Annotated in this window: 20 protein-coding genes; 6 read left to right on the forward strand and 14 right to left on the reverse strand. The window is 65.0% G+C overall.

All coding sequences use genetic code 11. The features are described from left to right. Positions 1–105: 105 nt before the first annotated feature. Positions 106–1,449, forward strand: coding sequence for an MFS transporter (locus Q7V46_RS14380; RefSeq protein WP_304914239.1), 1,344 nt, complete (start codon positions 106–108; stop codon positions 1,447–1,449). Positions 1,450–1,480: 31 nt separating this feature from the next. Here the strand turns inward: Q7V46_RS14380 and Q7V46_RS14385 are convergent, their stop codons facing one another. Next, a complete protein-coding gene (locus Q7V46_RS14385; protein WP_304914240.1) occupies positions 1,481–1,984 on the reverse strand; it encodes a MarR family winged helix-turn-helix transcriptional regulator in 504 nt (167 codons plus the stop codon). 265 nt (positions 1,985–2,249) lie between these two features. Here Q7V46_RS14385 and Q7V46_RS14390 point away from each other — a divergent pair, with 265 nt between their 5' ends. The 4 genes from Q7V46_RS14390 to Q7V46_RS14405 all read left to right on the forward strand — a co-directional run bounded on the left by Q7V46_RS14390 (position 2,250) and on the right by Q7V46_RS14405 (position 7,553). After that, a complete protein-coding gene (locus Q7V46_RS14390) occupies positions 2,250–3,230 on the forward strand; it encodes a tripartite tricarboxylate transporter substrate binding protein (RefSeq protein ID WP_304914241.1) in 981 nt (326 codons plus the stop codon). A gap of 20 nt (positions 3,231–3,250) precedes the next feature. Further along, positions 3,251–4,654: a sulfatase gene (locus Q7V46_RS14395; RefSeq protein ID WP_304914242.1), complete on the forward strand. Its 1,404-nt coding sequence runs from the start codon at positions 3,251–3,253 to the stop codon at positions 4,652–4,654. A 261-nt stretch (positions 4,655–4,915) separates the two neighbouring features. Then, entirely contained in the window at positions 4,916–5,857 is a 942-nt protein-coding gene (locus Q7V46_RS14400) for an ornithine cyclodeaminase family protein (protein WP_304914243.1), read from the forward strand. A 133-nt stretch (positions 5,858–5,990) separates the two neighbouring features. Then, positions 5,991–7,553 carry a cache domain-containing protein gene (locus Q7V46_RS14405; RefSeq protein WP_304914244.1) on the forward strand — a complete coding sequence of 521 codons (1,563 nt, stop codon included), beginning with the start codon at positions 5,991–5,993 and terminating at the stop codon, positions 7,551–7,553. A gap of 13 nt (positions 7,554–7,566) precedes the next feature. On the opposite strand, the gene Q7V46_RS14410 is transcribed toward Q7V46_RS14405, so the two are convergent. From Q7V46_RS14410 to Q7V46_RS14435, 6 genes are all read right to left on the reverse strand, one after another. After that, positions 7,567–7,830, reverse strand: coding sequence for a hypothetical protein (locus Q7V46_RS14410; RefSeq protein WP_304914245.1), 264 nt, complete (start codon positions 7,828–7,830; stop codon positions 7,567–7,569). 311 nt (positions 7,831–8,141) lie between these two features. Then, the gene (locus Q7V46_RS14415; protein ID WP_304914246.1) at positions 8,142–9,227 is read right to left on the reverse strand and encodes a C4-dicarboxylate TRAP transporter substrate-binding protein; all 1,086 of its coding nucleotides are present in this window, start codon (positions 9,225–9,227) and stop codon (positions 8,142–8,144) included. Between the two features lie 88 nt (positions 9,228–9,315). After that, positions 9,316–10,311: a tripartite tricarboxylate transporter substrate binding protein gene (locus Q7V46_RS14420; protein WP_304914247.1), complete on the reverse strand. Its 996-nt coding sequence runs from the start codon at positions 10,309–10,311 to the stop codon at positions 9,316–9,318. Continuing rightward, on the reverse strand, positions 10,308–11,480 hold the full coding sequence (locus Q7V46_RS14425) for a CaiB/BaiF CoA-transferase family protein (RefSeq protein WP_304914248.1): 1,173 nt from the start codon (positions 11,478–11,480) through the stop codon (positions 10,308–10,310). Before Q7V46_RS14425 ends, Q7V46_RS14420 begins: the two co-directional genes overlap by 4 nt. 237 nt (positions 11,481–11,717) lie before the next feature. Beyond that, positions 11,718–12,533, reverse strand: a complete 816-nt coding sequence (locus Q7V46_RS14430) for a citryl-CoA lyase (RefSeq protein ID WP_304914249.1) — start codon at positions 12,531–12,533, stop codon at positions 11,718–11,720. Positions 12,534–12,578: 45 nt separating this feature from the next. Then, on the reverse strand, positions 12,579–13,469 hold the full coding sequence (locus tag Q7V46_RS14435) for a dioxygenase (RefSeq protein WP_304914250.1): 891 nt from the start codon (positions 13,467–13,469) through the stop codon (positions 12,579–12,581). A gap of 123 nt (positions 13,470–13,592) precedes the next feature. On the opposite strand from Q7V46_RS14435, the gene Q7V46_RS14440 reads away from it, so the two are divergent. Continuing rightward, positions 13,593–14,480, forward strand: a complete 888-nt coding sequence (locus Q7V46_RS14440) for a LysR substrate-binding domain-containing protein (protein ID WP_304914251.1) — start codon at positions 13,593–13,595, stop codon at positions 14,478–14,480. 5 nt (positions 14,481–14,485) lie between these two features. Here the strand turns inward: Q7V46_RS14440 and Q7V46_RS14445 are convergent, their stop codons facing one another. The 7 genes from Q7V46_RS14445 to Q7V46_RS14475 all read right to left on the reverse strand — a co-directional run bounded on the left by Q7V46_RS14445 (position 14,486) and on the right by Q7V46_RS14475 (position 19,797). Beyond that, positions 14,486–15,073, reverse strand: coding sequence for a malonic semialdehyde reductase (locus tag Q7V46_RS14445; protein ID WP_304914252.1), 588 nt, complete (start codon positions 15,071–15,073; stop codon positions 14,486–14,488). A gap of 12 nt (positions 15,074–15,085) precedes the next feature. After that, a complete protein-coding gene (locus tag Q7V46_RS14450; protein WP_304914253.1) occupies positions 15,086–15,385 on the reverse strand; it encodes a Dabb family protein in 300 nt (99 codons plus the stop codon). An 8-nt stretch (positions 15,386–15,393) separates the two neighbouring features. Further along, complete coding sequence (locus Q7V46_RS14455; RefSeq protein ID WP_304914254.1) at positions 15,394–15,699, reverse strand: YciI family protein; 306 nt, start codon at positions 15,697–15,699, stop codon at positions 15,394–15,396. A gap of 42 nt (positions 15,700–15,741) precedes the next feature. Then, the gene (locus Q7V46_RS14460; protein ID WP_304914255.1) at positions 15,742–17,061 is read right to left on the reverse strand and encodes a TRAP transporter large permease; all 1,320 of its coding nucleotides are present in this window, start codon (positions 17,059–17,061) and stop codon (positions 15,742–15,744) included. Then, entirely contained in the window at positions 17,058–17,627 is a 570-nt protein-coding gene (locus Q7V46_RS14465; protein WP_304914256.1) for a TRAP transporter small permease subunit, read from the reverse strand. Before Q7V46_RS14465 ends, Q7V46_RS14460 begins: the two co-directional genes overlap by 4 nt. Positions 17,628–17,792: 165 nt before the next feature. Further along, positions 17,793–18,890, reverse strand: coding sequence for a C4-dicarboxylate TRAP transporter substrate-binding protein (locus Q7V46_RS14470; RefSeq protein WP_304914257.1), 1,098 nt, complete (start codon positions 18,888–18,890; stop codon positions 17,793–17,795). A 28-nt stretch (positions 18,891–18,918) separates the two neighbouring features. After that, complete coding sequence (locus Q7V46_RS14475; protein WP_304914258.1) at positions 18,919–19,797, reverse strand: intradiol ring-cleavage dioxygenase; 879 nt, start codon at positions 19,795–19,797, stop codon at positions 18,919–18,921. Positions 19,798–19,865 lie beyond the last annotated feature (68 nt).

Raw genomic sequence — 19,865 nt, forward strand, 5'->3', positions numbered from 1 at the left:
TCGGAAGGGCCATGATTGTCGCAGCGATCACCGAGGTGCGTGGATGGCCCTGGACAAACCCGAGCAGGCCCCAAGGTTGGGGCGAGGTGGTTAGGGTCGGGGCCCATGACCGCCACGCCCGCGCCAGCCAACCCCGCCACCCGACACCCCGAGTGGGTGGAGAGCCTCTACGAACGCCTGGCCGAGGACGACGAGGGCCGCGTGTGCAAGGCGATCAGCGAAAGCGCCTGCCGCGAAGCCCCCGGCAATTTCCTGCGCAATCTGGTGGCCAACACGCTGAGCAACATCGCCGACCGGCTGGCCAGCGCCAAGACCACGCTGCCCTGGCTGCTGATGCAGCTGGGTGCGCCGGCCTGGATGCTGAGCCTGCTGGTACCGATCCGCGAATCGGGTTCGATGCTGCCGCAGATGGCGATTGGCGCCTGGGTGCGGCGGCAGCCGGTGCGCAAATGGGTGTGGGTCTGGGGCGGGTTGGTGCAGGCGCTGAGCCTGGCCGGGCTGGGGTGGGTGGGCATCACCCTGACCGGCACGGCCGCCGGCTGGACAGTGATCGCGCTGCTGGTGGTGTTCAGCCTGGCGCGCGGCGCCTGCTCCGTGGCCTACAAGGACGTGCAGGGAAAAACCGTGCCCAGGACGCGGCGCGGGCGCCTGGCGGGCTGGATCAGCGCCGCCTCCGGCCTGGCAGCGCTGGCAGTGGGCGTCGGGCTGGGCTTCGTGCCTGGCGATTCCTCGATGGCGCTGGTGGTGGGCCTGCTGCTGGCCGGTGGCGCACTCTGGGGCATGGCCTCGCTCACCTTCTCGCGCATCGTGGAAGAACCCGGTGCCACCGAAGGCGGGGCCAACGGGCTCCGCGAAGCGTTGGCTCAGCTGTCGGTGCTGCGCGACGATGCGCCGTTCCGCCGCTTCGTGATCGCGCGCGCACTGGCCATGGGTTCAGGTCTGGCCGCCCCGTTCTACCTGGCGCTTGCGCGCGACGACCTGGGCCAGGCCTTGGGCTGGCTCGGCGTGTTCATCGCGGTGGAGGGTCTGGCCTCGCTGCTGAGCTCGCCGGTGTGGGGGCGCTGGGCCGACCGCTCCAGCCGGCAGGTGTTCGCAGCCGCGTGTGCGCTGGCCGCCCTGCTGTCCATTGGCGTGGCGCTGGGGGCTTGGGCTGGCCTGTCACCCACGGTGGCGCTGGTGTTCTACCCGGTGGCCTTTTTCGGTCTGGGCGTGGCACACGCCGGCATCCGGCTGGGCCGCAAGACCTACCTGGTCGACATGGCCGAAGGCAACCAGCGCACGGTGTACGTGGCGGTCAGCAACAGCGTGATCGGTGCGCTGTTGCTGTTCACAGGCCTGCTGGGGGCGGCTGCGGCGCTGGTATCGGTGCCCGGCACGGTGCTGCTGCTGGGCGTGGCCGGCCTCGCGGGATCGGCGATGAGCCTGCGCTGGAAGGAAGTCTCGGACTGACCTGCCAGCATCGACGGGCACTGCCGCACGTTCATTCGCCGCTGTCGATCGGCGGCAGCAGGTGTTTAGATTGCGCCACCATCTCGTGAACGCGCCCCTGTAGCGCGTTCACCATCTGGTCGAGCAGCGCGCGCTCATCAGGTGACAGTGCGCTCGCCAGATCCCGGTTGATGGCCGCCACGCGCGGAAAGATCGACTGGTACACGCGCCGCCCTTCCTCGGTCAGGAACACGTGCACTTCGCGCCGGTCTGACGGCTTGGGCTGGCGGCTGATCAGCTTCTTGTCGGCCAGGCGGGTGAGCGTGCGCGACGTGCGTGCACGGTCAAGCATGGCGTGTTCGGCCAGCTCACTGGAGAGCACGCCCTCGTGCTCCGACAGAAACGACAGCACCCGCCATTCGCGTCGGGTGAGCCCAAATTCGTGCTCGCACACGTGCACCACCAGCCGACTGGCGGTGATGTGGATGCGGTAGAGCCGGTACAGCAGCAGGTCGGTCTGCACCTGCGGGTGGGTCAGTCGGTCGTCGGGGGTCATGGGCTGCCTTTGCGCAGGGAGGCCGGATCACCTCAGGGAAAACACCTGCCTTGATTGATTTCTGCAATTCATTGTCACTGCATAGCATGGGGCCTGCACCGGGGAAGGGAAGCCCCTCCGCACCGCTTTCGGCGCCCCTCCCCGCAAGGGGGGCACATCCCAGGGTCCGGCAAAACTGGTCATTTAAGCGTTCTGGATTTGGGCCCATTCGCTCGCTGCTGGAACGGTTTTTCTTCTGGACATTTTATTTTTCGAGGCAATCACCATGAACATCGCTTTTTCCCGCCGCCCCCTTCTGTGCGCGCTTGCTGTCCTTGGTCTGGGTCTGTCTGTTTCGCTGGCTGCAGCGCAAGACACCTACCCGTCCAAGCCGGTGAAGTTCATCAACAACTTTCCGGCCGGTGGTCCGTCGGATCTGCTGGCGCGCTCGGTGGCGGCGGTGTTGCAGGAGACGCTGAAGCAGCCGTTCGTGGTGGAGAACCGAGCCGGTGCGTCAGGCAACATCGGGGCCGACGCGGTGGCGCGCAGCCCGTCCGATGGCTACACCGTGCTGTTCGGTATCGACACCACCTTCACCATCAATCCCCACCTCTACAAAACCATGCCCTTCAAGGCCAGCGACTTCAAGCCGGTGGTGGTCATGGCCTCGTCAGGGCTGATGGTGGGTGTGCATCCGTCCACCGGTATCAAGACCCTGCCAGCGCTGGTCGAGGCAGCCAAGTCCAAGAGCCTGAACTTCAGCTCGGCCGGCAGTGGCGCCCCCGGGCACCTCGCGGTGGAATTGTTCAATGAAGCCACGCAGACCAAGCTGAACCACATTCCCTACCGGGGCAACACACCCGCCGTCACCGCCGTGCTCGCGGGTGAGGTGGACGGCGGCGCGCTGGCCACGCCGGGCATGCTGCCGCACGTGCAGGTGGGCAAGATCACCGCGCTGGCGGTCACCAGCCGCCAGCGTTCGCGCCTGGCACCCGATCTGCCCACGGTCGGCGAGCTGGGCCTGGGCCGGCTGGAACAGGAGGTGCTGTACGTGGTGATGGCGCCGGCCGCCACGCCTGAGGCGGTGATGCAGACGCTGCAAAAGCACATTGTGGAAGCACTGCAACGTCCCGAAGTGCAGGCCCGCATGGGCAATCTCGACCTGTTCTTCGAAGGCCTCACCGGTGACGCCGCGGCCAAGCGCATCGGCGACCTGTCCAACCGCTATGGACCCATCGTCAAGGCCACCGGCATGAAGGTGGAGTGAGCGCGAGAATGATCAGCACCATGCAACGACCCAACATCATTTACATCGTCTCAGACGACCTCGGCTTTGCCGACCTGGGCTGCTACGGCGGCCGTGAGGCGCAATTTGGCCCAGTGTCACCGAACATCGACCGCCTGGCGGCCGGCGGGATGAAGTTCACCCAGGGCTACGCCAATTCGCCGGTGTGTTCGCCCACGCGGTTTGCGCTCATGACCATGCGGTATCAGTACCGTCTGCGCGGCGCGCTGGAAGAGCCCATCAACAGCCGCAGCAAAGGCAGCGAAACCCTGGGCCTGCCCACCAGCATGCCCACCCTGCCTTCGCTGCTGCGCGACGCAGGCTACAGCACCGGCCTGGTGGGCAAGTGGCATCTGGGCTACCCGCCGCATTTCGGCCCTCAGCGCTCGGGCTACGACGAGTTCTTCGGCATCATGGCCGGCGGGGTCGACTACTTCACCCACTGCTCGTCCACCGGCGACCACGACCTCTACATCGGCGAAATCTTGACCCCCGACCCTGGCGAAGCCAGGCCCGCCGAGGGGGCGCCGTCGTCCTTGGGGCGGCCCGGCGGACGACTGGTACCGCACAAGGAAGTGGGCTACCTCACCGATGTGTTCTCGGACCGCGCAGTGGACTACGTGAACCGCCACGCCGAAAGCGCCAGGGCAGGCAAGCCCTTCTTCCTGAGCCTGCACTACACCGCGCCGCACTGGCCATGGGAAACGCGGGACGACGCCCACGTTGCGCCCGAGGTGGCGAAGAACCTGTTCCATCTCGACGGCGGGAACATCCACAGCTACCGCAAGATGATCCATCACATGGATGAGGGCATCGGCCAGATCATGGCGGCGCTGCGCGCACAGGGGCTGGAACAGGACACCCTGGTGGTCTTCACCAGCGACAACGGCGGCGAACGCTTCAGCGACAACTGGCCGCTGGTGGGTGGCAAGATGGACCTGACCGAGGGCGGCATCCGCGTGCCGTGGATCGCGCACTGGCCGGGTGCCATTGCGCCCGGCACCACCAGCCTGCAGCACTGCATGACCATGGACTGGTCGGCCACCATGCTGCACCTGGGTGGCGGCCAGGCCCACCCGGACTACCCGCTCGACGGCGTCGACCTGCGGCCCGTGCTGCGCGAGCCGGCGCACACCTTTGACCGACCGCTTTACTGGCGCATGAACCACCGCGGCCAGCGTGCCCTGCGTGTGGGCGACTGGAAGTACCTGATGGTCGACGGCCACGAGTACCTGTTCAACCTTCCGGCGGACGAACGCGAACGCGCCAACCAGGCCAGACGCGAGCCGCAGCGGATGGAGGCCATGCGTGAACAGTGGCTGGACTGGAATGCCACCATGCCGGCGATTCCGGCCGACGCGACGGTGAGCCTGGGTTTTTCTGCGAAAGACATGCCGCAGAGATAGAGATCACCCCCTGAGGGATCTGGTCTCCCCCCTGCGCCGCTGACCCGGCTTCCCCCCCTCACTGGCGCCTTCGGCCTGGAAGGGGGACGCACCCCTGTGGCCCGGCAGAGCCGGTTCCACGGGTGCCCTGGACGAAGGCATGGCTCGCCTCGTGCCGGGATGAGGCTGCAGATAAAGCAAGTTCTGTCGTTTCCCCCACGCTGTTGCGGATTGATCATTCGGGTGTCATTTGGGCGCGCTGGCGATTGCTACCATCGCTGCATGCTCCATCACGATGCTTCGGCCACCCGCGCCGCCCTGCCTTTTGACCTTCTTGTGCCCGCGCTTCGCGAGCGCTTTGCTGGAAGCTGCGAGACGCCGCAGCGCCATGTGCACACCATTGCCACGCCGGGCGGCAGCCGAATGACCTCGCTCATCATGCCCTCGTGGATGCCCGGCCGGTACTACGGTGTGAAGGTGATCAACATTGCGCCGGGCAACGCGGCCAAAGGCCTGCCTGGTCTGCACGGCAGCTATCTGCTGTTCGATGCCACCACCGGCGTGCCACTGGCCGTCGTCGATGGGACCGAACTCACCACCCGCCGCACCGCTGCCGCTTCCGCGCTGGCGGCTTCGTTTCTGGCGCGCGAAGACGCCAGTCACCTGCTGGTGGTGGGGGCGGGCGCCGTCGCTGCCCTGCTGCCTGCGGCCTACAGCGCGGTGCGCAACCTGCAGCGGGTGTCGGTGTGGGCACGGCGGCCCGAGCAGGCCGAGGCGCTGGCCACGCAGTGGCGCACCGCAGGGTTCGATGCCCAGGCCGTGACCGACCTGCCAACTGCCTGCGGGGAAGCCGACATCATCAGTTGCGCCACCCTGGCCACCGAACCGGTGGTACACGGTGCCTGGCTCGCACCCGGCTCGCACCTGGATCTGATTGGCAGCTTCACGCCGGGCATGCGAGAGGCAGACGACGCCTGCTTTGCGGATGCGCGCGTGTTCGTGGACACCGAAGAAGCCCTGGAAAAGAGCGGCGACCTGCTCGGCCCGCTGTCGCGTGGCGTGGTACGCGAAGACGAGGTGCGCGGCACCCTCACCACACTGTGCAAAGGTGTGGCCACGGCACGCCGCTCGCCCAGCGACCGCACCGTGTTCAAGTCGGTCGGTACAGCGCTGGAAGATCTCGCTGGCGCGGTGCTCGTGTACGAAAGCAGCCTGTCCCGCTGAACCCTTGGGAGGGTGATCTGGACCCTTCCTGAGCCACTCATCACGCTGACGGACACAGCAAAACCGTATAGGCTGTGTTCCACGAGACGGATCGCATCAAGCGGCGCACCGCGACCTCTTCAAATCCAAGCGCATGACCATCTCCCGCAACAGCCTGGCTGCCTACCTCGCACTGGCCTTCACCCTGATTTCGGTGGCACTCACCCTGCTGCTCACCGCCTACAGCGACCGGGCCGCCAGCACCCGTATCCGCGCCAGCATCGGCAACAACCTGTCCGAACTGGCCAATCAGACCGCGAGTCGGCTGGATCGCTCCATGTTCGAGCGCTACCGGGAGGTGCGACTCATCACCGACCGGCTGCACGACACCCAGGACCTCGACAATGTGCGGCGGGAACTGGCGGCGCTGCAGGAGAGTTATCCGGCATACGCCTGGATCGGCTTGACCGACACCCAGGGGCGCGTGATGGCCGCCACGCGCGGCATGCTGGAAGGCGTGGATGTGTCAGGGCGCCCCTGGTTCACGAACGCGATCAACAACGTGCACATGGGGGATGTGCACGATGCCCTGCTGCTGTCCCGGCTGCTCGGCGCCAACGACAGTGAGCCCCTGCGTTTTGTCGACATTGCCTTTCCAATCACCAACGCCAACGGCCAGATCGCCGGCGTACTGAGTGCGCATCTGTCGTGGCAGTGGGCCAAGGACATCGAGCACGAGATCTTCGTGCCTGTGGGTCGCAGCCGCACCGTCGATCCATTGATCGTCTCCAGCACTGGGGCGGTCCTGCTGGGTCCGGCCGATCTGCTGGGGCAGACACTGGACCTGCCCAGCCTGAGCGCTGCGCTGCGCAATGACACCGGTCACGTGCGCGAGACCTGGCCCGACGGTCGCGAGTACCTGGTGGGCTACAGCAGGGACCAGGGCTTCGATGCCTATCCGGGCCTGGGCTGGCGTGTGCTGGTGCGGCAGGATACCGGCGAGGCATTTGCGCCGGTCAACCAGTTGCATCAGCAGCTGTTGATCGGCGGCTTTGCATTGGCCGCGCTGTTCTCATTGATCGGGTGGCTGGTGGCCAGGCGCATCACCCGGCCGCTGCAAGACCTGGCCGAGGTGGCCCAAGGCATCGAAGCCGGCTATGAGGTGAAAGCCCGAAGCACCGGCGTCTACGACGAAGTGGCGACCCTGGGTCGGGCGTTCAACTCTCTGATCGCCAAGCTGCAACGGAACGAGGCCGAGATGCGCCAGCTCAATGTATCGCTGGAGCGGCGGGTGCAGGAACGCACCGCCGAATACGAGGCCACCATCGATCAATTGCTTGAAAGCCGTGAGCGACTCCAGACCGTCATTGAAACCACACAGGACCCCTTCATAGCGACGGATTTCGAAGGGCACATCACCGAGTGGAACGGCCCCGCCGAAAGGCTTTTTGGCTGGAGTCGAAACGAAGTGCTGGGCGAACTGTTGCCCGACATCATCCTGCCCGAGCGCCACCAGGACGTGTTCATCAAGGCGGTGGCGCATTTCCTCACCACCGGACATGCCCCCTTCGCCGACCAGACACTGGAGCGCACGCTGGTCAAGCGCGACGGCACGGAGTTTCAGGTGTCCATGAAGATCCGCCTGATCAACACCGGCAAGCTGCAGCAGTTCAGCGCCTTTCTTCAGGCAGTGCCTGCCAGCCCCTCACGACCCTGAAGGAAGCGGGTGCTCAGCTTCCGGCAGCTTCGCCCACGGCGTCTTTCACGCACTTGCGGGTGAAGCTGGTCTTGGCAGCGCCGTACAGCTTGCGCTCGGTCGCGGTGGTCTCGCACGCTGTGGTGGCATCGCGCTCGCACTTGGTGAGAAAAGAGGTTTTGGCAGCACCCGCCAGCTTCTTTTCAGCCGCAGCGGCCGTGCACGTCGCGCCCTGCGCAAAGACCTGGGTGGACAAGACCATCAGCATGGAACACACCGTCAAGGAAGACTTGAACATGCAGAACTCCATCGCAAGTGAAGACAGCGGACAAGCATACGCCAAGACGGCCATTTTGTGACAAGGTGTTTCATCCTGTCTGGCCGCCTGTTTTTTCAGCAGACCCTGGCGCGCCTGAAAAACCGGGGCCTGCGAGAGTTGTGCAAGGACTTTTCCACAGCTTCAGACACAGGCAGTGTGGGCAAGTTCACGCTGGACAATTGCGAATTTTTCCGAGGATCCCTGAATGCATGGGCCTGTCACCATGAAAAACCCCGCAGGGCCGGGGAGGCACTGCGGGGTTGCGGGCTCGGTGAGAGGCGAGAAAACGATCAGCGCTCCCAGTCACGCTCAGGCTGTGCACCGCGCGCTTTCACGGCGGTGATGTACTGGCTCAGCAAAGACTTCGCCGGCACACCTCGGGCCTCATTGTTCTTCACCCATTCCTGCGACAGCGGGGGCAGCGAGTCGATCCACTTGCGACGGTCGGCTTCCGACATCGGTGTCACGGTCACGGGCGGGTTCTGGGTCTTGCCCACTTCGACCATGCGATCCATGGCGGTCTGGTGACGCTGCACCAGGTCTTCCCCGTGGCGGCGCGAGTATTCGGCGCCGGCTTCGCGCATGGCGGTCTGCACCTCGGGTGGCAGCTTGGCCCAGCTGTCCTTGTTGATGGCCAGGCCGCCAGAGAACACCACGCCCATGTTCACCTTGGTGATGTAGGGCGCCACCTCGTAGATCTTGGTCGGCAGGATGCCGGTGGCCAGCGAAACCACACCCTCGGACACACCGGTCTGGATGTCGGTGTAGAAGGTGGTGAGCGCGCCATCCACCGGCGTGGCGCCCACGCCGCGCAGCCACAGACCCAGAATGCCCGGTGCCGAGATCTTCTTGCCCTTGAGGTCGTCGATCGATTTCACCGGAAACTTGGTGTAGAGGTCATAGGTGTCCGACCCTGTGGCACCCAGGAACACCAGGTTGTATTTGTCCCACTCGTTGCGGAACGCCGGGTTCTTGTCGATCAGCTCGTTCATAGCGCCCAGCACGATGCGCGAGTCGCTGGTAACGAACGGGGTGTGCACGCTGAGCTGGCTGATCGGCATCTTTGCCGGCTCCAGGTAGCTGAACACCCAGCCGATGTCTGTGATGCCCTGCTCCACCGAAGTGAGCGTGGCGTTGGCCTTGTAGAGCTGGCCGCCAAAGGCCTCTCGCCACTGGATCTTGTACTTGCCGCCGGCGGCCAGGCGCTTGTCCACCTCGGGCATGAACACCTGCGGAATGAAGCCCACCCACGGGATGGTGGTGGGGTGGCTCGAAGCCACAGTGAGGTTGATCACCTGCTGCGCCGCAGCGCCCAGGGGCACGGTGGCTGCGAAGGCGGCCGTGGCCGCCAGCCGGACGAAGGTCGAACGTTTCATGCTTGTCTCCTGTTGTAGATGGATTTTTTGGTGGTCTGCGCCACCGGGCTTAGGGGAAACGGTTGAAGAATGGTTCAGAAATTCGGCTTCAGTCCACCTGTGCGCCGGACTGGCGCACCAGCACGGCCCATTTGTCGACTTCAGCGCGACCGAAGGCGGTCATGGCCTCGGCGCCCAGCGGGCGTTGCTCGACACCCTGGGCCAGCAACTTGCCGGCGACTTCGCTGCTGGCCAGTGTCTTGGCCGCCGAGTCACGCAGACGCGCCAGCACGGGAGCGGGCGTGGCGGCCGGTGCGTAAAGCATGAACCAGGCCACGAGGTCGAATTCGGCACCCACCTGTTCGGCCACACTGGGCACCTCGCGCGCAGCGGCGCTGCGCTGTGCGCTGGACACGCCGAGCGCACGCAGGCGGCCCGCCTGCATGTGCGGCAGCACGGCGGCCGGGTGGTAGAACATGAAGTCGGCGCGGCCGGCGATCACGTCGCTCATGGCCATGCCACCTTCCTTGTAGGGCACATGCAGCATCTGGCCACCCAGGCGCGCCTTGAGCAGTTCACCAGCGAGGTGGCCCGAGGTGCCGTTGCCGGCCGACGCGAACGAAGCGCCCTGCCCCTGCGCGGCCCGCGCCTTCAGGTCAGCCAGGGTCTTGATGGGGCCATCGGACGAGGTCACCAGGAAGGTGGGGGTGTAGCCCACCAGCGCGATCGGTGCAAAGTCCTTCAACGGGTCGTAGCTCAGGTTGCGGAACAGCGTGGCGTTGATCGCGTGCGTGCCCACCGTGCCCATGATGAGCTGGTAGCCATCGGCCTGGCCGCGTGCCACCAGCGCAGAACCCGTGGTGCCACCGGCGCCGGCGCGGTTGTCCACGATCAGCGGCTGACCGAGTTCGCGGCCCATCGCTTCGCCGACCACGCGCGAGATGATGTCGGTGGTGGTGCCGGCACCGAAGGGCACGATCAGGCGCACCGGCTTGTCGGGAAAGGTCTGGGCGTGTGCGGTGGGCAGGCCCAGCGCGCTGGCGGTGGCGGCCAGCACCATCATGGCGTCGCGGCGGTTGGGGTGGCGGGGGGTGGTGTCGGTCATACAGTCTCCTTGTGGTGTTCAGTGGGTTCGGCCTGGCGCTGTGGCCAGCCGTTGGCGTAGAGGGCGTTGTGTTCGCCCAGCGTGGGAGGCGGTGCGACGTCGAGGGTTCGCTGGCCGTCAAAACTGATGGGTGAGCGCACCGTGCGCGAAGCGCCCATCACCGGGTGGTGGGTGTCCACGAACAGCTGCAGGTGCCGCGCCTGGGCGTCATCGGGCACTTCGTCGGTGCGGTACATGGGCGCGTGGGGCACGTCCTGCGCCACCAGCCGATCACACCACTCGGTGCGCGGGCGTTGCTTGAAGATGCCACCGAGCACGTCGATGAGCGCATCCTGGTTTTCGATGCGTGCGCTGCGGTCGCGGAAGCGTTCGTCGTCAAAGATGTCGGGTCGTTCCATGGCCACGGCCAGGCCCTGCCAGAATTTTTCCGGTGACGACATGTGCAGCGCAATCCAGCCTCCGCAGGCGCATTCGAGCACGTAGCTCTGCGACACACTGGGTCGGCTGTAAGGGCCCATCACCTCGCCCACCGAAAACAGGTGGGTGAAGGCGTCCAGGTTGAAGTGCGCCATGGCCTCGAACATGGACACGTCAACGCGGCGCCCCTGTCCGCTGACCTGCCGTTCGAACAAGGCACCCAGAATGCCGAAGGCGGCGTAATAGCCGGTCATGGCATCGGCGATCGCCGGGCCCACCACGCGCGGGTTGGCGGGGTTCACCAGCAAGCGCAGATAGCCGCTGGCGGCCTGGGCCACGGTGTCGTAACTGGGGCGCGCAGCGGCGGGGCCGTCCTGGCCGAAGCCGCTGATGGCACAGTAGACCAGGCGCGGGTTGAGGGCGCGCAAGCGATCTTCGCCCGCGTGGATCTGGTCGGCAAAGCCGGGGCGGAAGTTCTGGATATAGACGTCGGCGCCTTCGATCAACCTGTCGAAGGTTTCGCGGTCTTCCGGTTTGCGTGTGTCCAGCGCCACGCTGTGCTTGTTGCGGTTGTAGGTCTGGTAGTGCGGGCTGTAGAGGCCGCCTTTGAATGCGCGGAAAGGATCGCCACTACCGGGCAATTCCACCTTCACCACCTCGGCACCCATGTCGGCCAGCATCATGGACGCGGCGGGCCCGGTGATGAAGGTGCCGTGTTCGACAACGCGGAGGCCTTTGAGTACCTGGGTCATATCAATGCTCCACCGCGCAAAGGCGGGAATCAAGTTGCTGCAGGGGGCTTTGTCCAGGAACACCGCGGAACTGGCTATGCCAGGCCGCAGGTGTTGTCCACCTCCCGCCGAAGGCGAGAGAGGGGGGCTGAGGGCCGCGGCTCCGAGCCTGCCTGCGCAGGCTTGGACAGCCCGAAGAAGCTTCGCCTCTGGCAAGGCTGCGGCCTGCAAGGCAGGCGAAGCGGCGCGGGGGCTGTTTCATATCTTCTGGTCGGGCACGAAGCCGTCGGGCACGTGCCCGGTGTAGCGCTGCTCCAGCGTGGCCTGGTACGACAGCGCGAAGCCGATGGGCGCTTCCAGTTCTTCGCTCATGTGGGCGATGAGACCCGCACAACGCGCCAGCATGGGCACGCCCTTGAGCGCATTCAGTGGAAAGCCAACGCCCAGCAGCACGGCAGGGATGGCGGCCGACACGTTGAGCTTGAGCGGCTTGCCAATCACTTCGGGCAGCACCGCTTCCACCGCTTCGGCGATCTGAACGAAGCGTTGACCACCGCCGGCCTTCTTCGACACCGCAAACAGCGCGTCGACACGCGGATCGCGCTCCTTGTGCAGCGGGTGGCCGTAGCCGGGCACCGCCTGCTTGCGTGCCCGCCATTCCCCCACCACCGCACGAGCAGCCGCCTGCAGGTCGTCACCGTGGGCCGGTGCGGCGCGGTCGATCTCATCAAACAGGCGGCCCGCGGTTTCCGAAGCACCCAGAATGACCGAGCCGCAGCCCAGGATGCCGGCGGCCACGGCGCCCTGCAACGCATCGGGCGCGGCGGCCAGCGTCATGCGCGCGGCCTGCACGCTGGGCACCAGGCCGTGCTCGGCAATCGCCACCAGGGTGGCGTTGAGCACCGCGCTGGCCGGTGCATCGGGCTTCTTCCCGGTGAGCAGCAGGTAGAAGTAGTCGGCGAAGTTGACCTGGCCGATCAGGTCCTGGCACAGGTCCTGGCCGCGCACCACGATGGCGTCGGCGTTGGAAGCACAAATGGCGGAATGCGGCACGGTGGCCTTGCCGATCTTCAAAGGAATCTCCGGTGGGTAATGGGACAGTCGGACCGACTGGGCCGGTCAGCTCTTCACGAGCTGGAAGTCGTAGGTGGCGCTGTGGTACGGCTTGTCCATGACTCGACCGTCGGGCGCGGTGCCCGGGGCATGGGCCGTGAACGGCACGATCAGGCTGTTGCGCACGCCAAAGACGGCGTCGGAATCGAGGTACGGGCTGTCGGCCACGAACAGGTGGGTGGTCACGGTCTGATGACCGGGCGCGTACACCTTCATGTGGATATGACCCGGCCGGTTCGGGTGGCGGCCCATGCGGGTGAGCATCTGCCCCACCGGGCCGTCATCGGGCACCGGATAGAAGCTGGGCTTGATCGACCAGAAGCGGTAGCGGCCTTCGGCGTCGGTGTGAAAGCGTGCGCGCAGACGCATGCCCGCATCGTCACCCATCTGCATGTCGTAGACGCCTTCACCATCGCCAGACCACACGTCCATGCAGCAGTTGGCAATCGGCTTGCCTTCGGTATCGGTCACGCGGCCGTGGTAATAGGCCGGCTCGCCTGGCATGTTCTCGCCAATGTCCGCACCCAAGGGCAGTGCCGGTGCGCCTTCCCAATAGAACGGCCCCTGCACCGTGGCTTCGGTGGGCTTGCCGGTGCTGCCGCTGTGCTCAAACGCCTTGGCGGCCTTGAGCTGGTTCAGTGCCACCACCAGCATCGAAATGCCCAGGGTGTCGGAGAGCAAGATGAACTCCTGGCGCTTGTCGTCGCACTTCTGGCCGGTGGCGGTGAGGAACATGATCGCGTTGATCCATTCTTCCTCGGTCAGCTCCACCTCACGAACGAAAGCGTGGGCGTGCTTCACCAACGCACCCATGACCCGTTTGAAGCGCGGGTCCTGGCAATCGGCCATGCGGTCGAGCACGGCCTGGGTGATGTCTTCGGCTTCGAGTTGAGCCATGGTTTTGTCTCCGGCGTCTTGTTTGAAACTGGTGCCAGTCTAGGCACTGACAAGCGGCGATGGAAGTGATGATTTTCAACAGCTATGATCGATGCCATCAATACATGAATTAAGGGTTTCCCCTTGGAACTGCGGCATCTTCGCTACTTCGACGCCATCGCCGAAACCCAGAATTTCACCCGCGCGGCGGAGCGTCTGCACGTCACGCAATCGACCCTTTCGCACCAGATCCGGCAACTGGAAGAAGAACTGGGTCTGGTGCTTTTCGACCGCAGTCACAAGAAGGTGGCGTTGACCGAGGCGGGTGAGATGTTGCGCAGCCATCTCATGCCCGCGTTGCAGCAGATCGACCGCGGCCTGCAGGCGATGAGCCACCCGGCAGAAACGTTGTCGGGCGAAATCCGCATCGCCGCCACGCACAGTTTCAATACCCGGCTGGTGCCCCTGTGCGTCTCGTCGTTCCTGAGCCACCACCCGGGCATTCGGGTCAGCGTGGAAGAGCTGTCGGCCAGCCTGATCGCCAAGCGCCTGGTCAGCGGGCACCTGGAGCTGGGGGTGTCGTACCGTCCAGAAGACCGCTCGGAACTGTGGTTCGAGCCGCTCTACAACGAAGAGTTGAAGCTGGTGGTGTCCGACCGCCATCCGCTGGCCAAACGGCGACGGGTGCGCATGATCGAGCTGCACAACTGTCGCATGGTGTTGCTGCCGCGTCAGTTTTCCACCCGGCTGCTGCTGGACGACTGCTTCGAGGCCGCTGGCGCGCAACCGCTGGTGATCGCCGAGCTCAACTCCATCGCCCCGATGATCGAACTCATCCGCCAGACCGACCTGGCCGGCATCATCGCGGAGACAGCGGTGTCGCCAGCCGCAGACCTGCGCGCGATTCCCATCGAAGACCCCACGCCCATCCGCACGCCGGGTCTGCTGTGGAAAAAGGGGGGCAACCGGTCACCGATGGTGAAGCACATGGCTTCCCTGATCCGCCGGGCCGCCGCCGGACACGCAGGTTGAGCGGGTCAGATCACCTGACAAGCCTCTTCAAATGACAAGCGCGGATTGCGATCGAACAGCAGGCTGTCGTCGCCGTAACCCAGGTTGATCAGAAAGTTGGTTTTCCAGCGGCCATCGGGGAAAAATTCGGCGTCCACCTTGGCCAAGTCGAAACCGCTCATGGGGCCACAGTCCAGGCCCACGGCGCGCACCGCCAAAATGAAATAGGCACCGCCCAGCGTGCCGTTGCGGGTGGCGGTGGCGCTGGCCAGCGCGGGGTTGGCCTCGAAGTTTTCCTTCGCGCCTTCGCGATGCCACACCTTGGGCATGAATTCAAAAAACCTGGTGTCGGTGGCCACGATCACGGTGACCGGCGCTGTGCGCGTCTTGTCCAGATTGCCCGGCATCATCGCCGGCAGCAGGCGCTCGCGGGCGGGCTGAGAGTTCAGGAACACATAGCGGGTGGGCTGAGTGTTCATGGAGGTGGGGGCCAGCGCGGCCAGTTCGTACACGCGTTGCAGCAGCTCGGGCGCCACTGGCTTGTCGGTGAAGCCATTAGCGGTGCGCGCCTTCAGGAACAGGGTGTCGAGAGCTGCGGTGTCGATGGGATTCATTGAAAGGGCCTTTCAGGGGATGTAGTCAACTTGGTGCCGGGTGATGCGCAGGCCTTCCAGCGCCTGCCTCACACGGGTGTGTTCGGGGTGAATGGCGTATTCGGCCAGTGCCTGCAGCGATTCGAATTCGGAGTACAGCACCACGTCGCACGCGTAGTCGACATGGCTCTGGTCGATACCGATCTCGAGCTTGAGCAGACCGGGGATGCGGTAGCGAATGCCTTCAAAGGCGGCCTTGATGCACAAGGCATTGCGTTGCCGCTCTGCCGCATCAATGCCCAGAACGTTCCACATCACGATGTGTTTGATCATGGGGTCACTCAGGCGGCGGGAGGGAAACCGGCCTTCTGGGGCCAGAGGTTCTGGAAGGCATGCACCTGCACGCTGGCGTACAGGCCGGCCCGGGTGAAGGGTTCGCCAGCCTGCCATTGCAGGGCGGCTTCGCGGCTATCGAAGTCGATCGCGAGCACGCTGCCCACCATGGTGGCGCCGTCGTCCGACAGCAGCGGTCCGGCGAAGGCGATGCGATCGGCCACAGCGCCCAGATAGGCCTTGTGCTCCGGGCGCATGCGCTGGCGCAACGCCTGGCCATCGGGTTTGTCGAGCAGGTGAAAAACGTAGATCATGGTTTCAGCATCGGTGAGGGTTGTGCAGGAATTTCCTGTGCATCACATGCGGGCCAGCCAGGTGGACAAGCCGGGAAACACCGCCAGGATGAACAGGGCCAGCACCATCACCATCACGAAGGGGAAGGTGCCGGCGAAGATGTCGCGGATGGTGATGGAAGGGTTGTTGAGCGCGCTCTTCACCGTGTAGACCGACACCCCGAATGGCGGCGTGAGCAGGCCGATCTCCACCGCCAGCACGGTGAGCACGCCGAACCAGATCAGGTCCATGTTGAAGGCTGCGGCGATCGGCAGCACGATCGGCAGCATGATCAGCATGATGGACACCGAATCGATGATGCAGCCCAGCAGCACCACGATCACGATGTAGGCGAACAGGAACGCCCACGGACCCAGGCCCATCTGGGTGATGCTCTCGGTGATGGCCGCAGGCATGCCGGTCATGGCCAGCATGCGACTGTAAAGCGAAGCCGCCGCAATCAGGAACAGCACCGCCACCGACACATAGCCGGTCTCGGTCAGCACGCTCCACAGTTTGCGCCAGGTGAGGCGCCGGCGAATGATGGCGATCAGGAAAGCACCCGCTGCACCCACGGCCCCGGCCTCGGTGGGCGTGAAGAAGCCGCTGTACAACCCCCCAAGCACCAGCACCACCAGCAGCAGGATGGGCACGAACTTCACCGCCGCGGTGGCCAGGGTTTCGGTCTCCACGTCGGCATCGGCCTTCTGCACCCCGCCCTGGAAGATCTTGCTCGGGAACACGTACGCGAACACCAGGATCAGCGTGGCGAACATGGCCGCAAGCATGATGCCGGGAATGATGCCGGCGAGGAACATGCGGCCGATGGACTCTTCCGCGATCACGCCGTAGATGATCATCAGCAGCGAGGGCGGAATCAGCATGCCCAGCACCGATGATCCCGCCACCACACCCACCGAGAAGCGCGGCGTGTAGCCATGGCGGATCATCTCGGGAACGGCCACCTTGGTGAATACCGAAGCCGACGCGATGGAGATGCCGGTGATGGCGGCGAACACCGCGTTCGCGCCCACGGTGGCCAGACCCAGCCCGCCGCGCAAGCGGCGCAGCAGCCACTGGAACACATCGAACGTGTCTCGCCCGACCCCCGACACACTGACGAACATGCCCATCAGCACGAACAGCGGTACCACGCCAAACAGGTAGTCGCGGATCGCGTCGTTGGCCGCCGCACCCACGAAGCGGGCGGCGATTTCCGGGGAACGGATGACCCAGACCGCCGCGAAGGACGTGACGATCAGCGCGATGCCGATGTGCATGCCCAGGATGATGAGAACCAGCATGGCACCGATGGCCATGAAGCCCAGCGTGAGATCGCTCATCGGGACGCTCCCCTCGCCGGCGCCTGTGCGCTGCTGCGCAGGTCGTGCCAGGCCAGCAGCGCGTACTGGAGCGCTGCCAGTCCGGCACCCAGAACGACCACGAAGCGCATCGGCCAGGTGGGGAAGGTGAACACGCCTTCAATGCCCAGAAATTCACTGTTCGTCCACGACCGCACGGCGATCGGCCAGGTGGCGTAGGCGATGAGACCGCAGGCGAAGATGCCGACCATCGAGAACAGTGCCCGCAGCCGCAACGCGGTGCGCGGGTGGCTGAGCAGGAACGGGTCCAGGAACAGGTCCGCCCGGCTCATGCGCCCGTGGCGCAGCGTGCTGGGCAGTTGCAGGAACACGATGATGATGATGGAAGCCGCGACCATCTCGGCCACGCCGTCGATGGGCTGGTTGAAGGCGTTGCGCATGAACACGTCGGCGCACATCAGCAGCATCACCGCCGCAATCACCAGCGACCCTGCCCCGTTGAGACCGTCCACCAGGTGCCCGAACGGGCTGCTCGGCGTCGTCGGCGGCGGCCCCTCATCGAGATTGGTATTGGCTTCGTAACTCATAAGGCAAGGCCCAGGAAAAGCAAAAATCAAACAGCGAGGGTCTGCAGGAAACTTGATGCGCAGGCGAACAGGCCCGCAAACTCCAGGGTCACCGCGGAACCGGCTTTGCCGGGCCGCTGGTGACGCCCCCCTTTAGGGGGGTGACGCCGCAGGCGGCGCGGGGGGTTACAACGCTTTGTCCCAGTCGCGCAGCGGCTTCGCACCACGCTTGCGCAGTTCTTCCATGTAGGTCTTCACGATCTGGGCGGCCGGTCCCCGTGCCGCATTGGTGCGTGCCCAGTCGGCGGCAATGTCGGGCATGGTGCTGGCCCATTTTTCGCGCTCGCCAGGTGCCATGGGGGCCACCTTCACCGGCACGCTCTGGTTCGCGCCCTGCGTCTGGATCGACTGCAGGGCGGCTTCGTAGCGCTGCATGAGCGTGTCGCCCAGGGTCTTGGAATACATCAGCCCCACCTCCTTGACGATCTTCTGCACGTCGGGCGGCAGCGCGCCAAAGCTGTCCTTGTTCATGGCCATGCCACCGTTGTACAGCGCACCGATGTCCACTGTGGTCACATAGGGCGCCACCTCGTAGATCTTGTTGGGCAGGATGCCGGTGGCGATCGAGATCGTGCCCTCACTCACACCGGTCTGGATGTCGGTGTAATAGCTGGTGAGCGAGCCGTCCACCGGTACCGCACCCGAGCCGCGCAACCAGGTGCCCACCGCACCGGGGGCAGAAATCTTTTTGCCAGCCAGGTCGGCGTAGGTGGTGATCGGCGTCTTGGTGAACAAATGGTAGGTGTCCACGCCACTGGCACCCAGGAACACCACGTTGTTGCGGTCCCACTCGGCCTTGAGCGCGGGCACCTTTTCGTTCATTTCATTGGCCACTTCAAGAATGGTGCGCAGGTCGCCGGTGGCAAATGGCGTCACGGTGGCGAACTGGGTGAGCGGCATCTTGGCGGACTCCAGGTTGGCGAACACCCAGCCGATGTCGGCAATGCCCGACCCCACGCTGGTGAGCGTGGCGTTCATCTTGTAGAGCTGGCCGCCATAAGCCTCTCTCCACTCGATTTTGTAGCCCTTGTTCAGCGCCTCCACGCGTTTGGTGACTTCAGGGATGAACAGGGTGCTCATCAGTCCCACCCAGGGCAAGGTGGCCGGGTGGCTGGAAGCAACGGTCAACCTGAACGTTTGCTGTGCGTTGGCAGCAGAGTGAAATCCTGCTGCCATCAGGGCCGTGGCCAGTGCGGTGGTCACGAAAGTGCGCTTCTTCATCATGGTGTTGTCTCCTGTTGTGTTGGCCAGGTCAGGCCGCGGGTGAGGCTTCGGTCGATCGGGTGAGGGGTGGGGTCTGTGCGGGCACAGGGTTCAAGACGAAATCGAAATCCAGGCTGAAACCGCCGTCCGGCTGCTGCACCCAGTCGGCCACCAGTGACTGGCGCACGCCGAACACAGCATCAGAATCGAGGTAGGGATCGCCGTTGCGAAACACATGGGTTACCAGCGTCTGGAAGCCCTCGGCCTGGATGCGGAAATGCAGGTGCGCCGGCCGCCACGGATGGCGCCTGGTGGCGCGCAGCATCTCACCCACCGGGCCGTCGACGGGAATCGGGTAGGGCTCAGCCACCACACTCTGGAAGTGAAAGCGGCCATCTGCTCCGCTGCGCAGAACACCCCGGCCCTGCGCGTGCTTCAGGTCATCACGCTGTACGTCGTACTTGCCTTCGGCGTCGGCCTGCCACACGTCGATCACCGCATCCACCACGGGCGTGCCATCCAGCGCGCGCACGCTGCCACGCACGGTGCAGGGCTGGCCGGGTGCGCCATTGGCCACGTCGGCCCCATGATCGAAATGCGGCGCACCTTCCACATGGAACGGGCCGAACACCGTGGCCTCGGTGCAGCCTTTGGGCTTGTCGTTGTTCAGGGCCACGGTGAGCATGGACAGGCCCAGCGTGTCGGACAGCAGAATGAATTCCTGGCGCTGATCGTCGCAGGTGTGGCCCACGCGGGTGAGAAAGTCGATGCCGTAAGCCCACTCGGCCTCGGTGAGCTTGACCTCGCGGGCGAACGCGTGCAAGTGCTGCACAAGGCTGGTCAGCACCTGCTTCAGGCGAGGGTCCGGTGTCTGGGCCAGGCGGGCGATCACCGCCTGCGTGATGTTGTACTGATCGAGGTTGCGCACCTTTGTCTCCTGCAGGCGGCGCAGGCCGCCTGGTGAGATCACAATGTAGGTCGCAGGGCACAGAAAGA

The organism is Hydrogenophaga sp. (genome assembly GCF_030651625.1).
Lineage (GTDB): Bacteria > Pseudomonadota > Gammaproteobacteria > Burkholderiales > Burkholderiaceae_C > Hydrogenophaga.

What these genes read in the sequence shown, in the direction of transcription:
- Q7V46_RS14380 (WP_304914239.1), top strand. Translation starts at nt 106, where the DNA reads ATGACCGCCACGCCCGCGCCAGCCAACCCCGCCACCCGACACCCCGAG.
- Q7V46_RS14385 (WP_304914240.1), bottom strand. Translation starts at nt 1,984, where the DNA reads ATGACCCCCGACGACCGACTGACCCACCCGCAGGTGCAGACCGACCTG.
- Q7V46_RS14390 (WP_304914241.1), top strand. Translation starts at nt 2,250, where the DNA reads ATGAACATCGCTTTTTCCCGCCGCCCCCTTCTGTGCGCGCTTGCTGTC.
- Q7V46_RS14395 (WP_304914242.1), top strand. Translation starts at nt 3,251, where the DNA reads ATGCAACGACCCAACATCATTTACATCGTCTCAGACGACCTCGGCTTT.
- Q7V46_RS14400 (WP_304914243.1), top strand. Translation starts at nt 4,916, where the DNA reads ATGCTCCATCACGATGCTTCGGCCACCCGCGCCGCCCTGCCTTTTGAC.
- Q7V46_RS14405 (WP_304914244.1), top strand. Translation starts at nt 5,991, where the DNA reads ATGACCATCTCCCGCAACAGCCTGGCTGCCTACCTCGCACTGGCCTTC.
- Q7V46_RS14410 (WP_304914245.1), bottom strand. Translation starts at nt 7,830, where the DNA reads ATGTTCAAGTCTTCCTTGACGGTGTGTTCCATGCTGATGGTCTTGTCC.
- Q7V46_RS14415 (WP_304914246.1), bottom strand. Translation starts at nt 9,227, where the DNA reads ATGAAACGTTCGACCTTCGTCCGGCTGGCGGCCACGGCCGCCTTCGCA.
- Q7V46_RS14420 (WP_304914247.1), bottom strand. Translation starts at nt 10,311, where the DNA reads ATGACCGACACCACCCCCCGCCACCCCAACCGCCGCGACGCCATGATG.
- Q7V46_RS14425 (WP_304914248.1), bottom strand. Translation starts at nt 11,480, where the DNA reads ATGACCCAGGTACTCAAAGGCCTCCGCGTTGTCGAACACGGCACCTTC.
- Q7V46_RS14435 (WP_304914250.1), bottom strand. Translation starts at nt 13,469, where the DNA reads ATGGCTCAACTCGAAGCCGAAGACATCACCCAGGCCGTGCTCGACCGC.
- Q7V46_RS14445 (WP_304914252.1), bottom strand. Translation starts at nt 15,073, where the DNA reads ATGAATCCCATCGACACCGCAGCTCTCGACACCCTGTTCCTGAAGGCG.
- Q7V46_RS14450 (WP_304914253.1), bottom strand. Translation starts at nt 15,385, where the DNA reads ATGATCAAACACATCGTGATGTGGAACGTTCTGGGCATTGATGCGGCA.
- Q7V46_RS14455 (WP_304914254.1), bottom strand. Translation starts at nt 15,699, where the DNA reads ATGATCTACGTTTTTCACCTGCTCGACAAACCCGATGGCCAGGCGTTG.
- Q7V46_RS14460 (WP_304914255.1), bottom strand. Translation starts at nt 17,061, where the DNA reads ATGAGCGATCTCACGCTGGGCTTCATGGCCATCGGTGCCATGCTGGTT.
- Q7V46_RS14465 (WP_304914256.1), bottom strand. Translation starts at nt 17,627, where the DNA reads ATGAGTTACGAAGCCAATACCAATCTCGATGAGGGGCCGCCGCCGACG.
- Q7V46_RS14470 (WP_304914257.1), bottom strand. Translation starts at nt 18,890, where the DNA reads ATGATGAAGAAGCGCACTTTCGTGACCACCGCACTGGCCACGGCCCTG.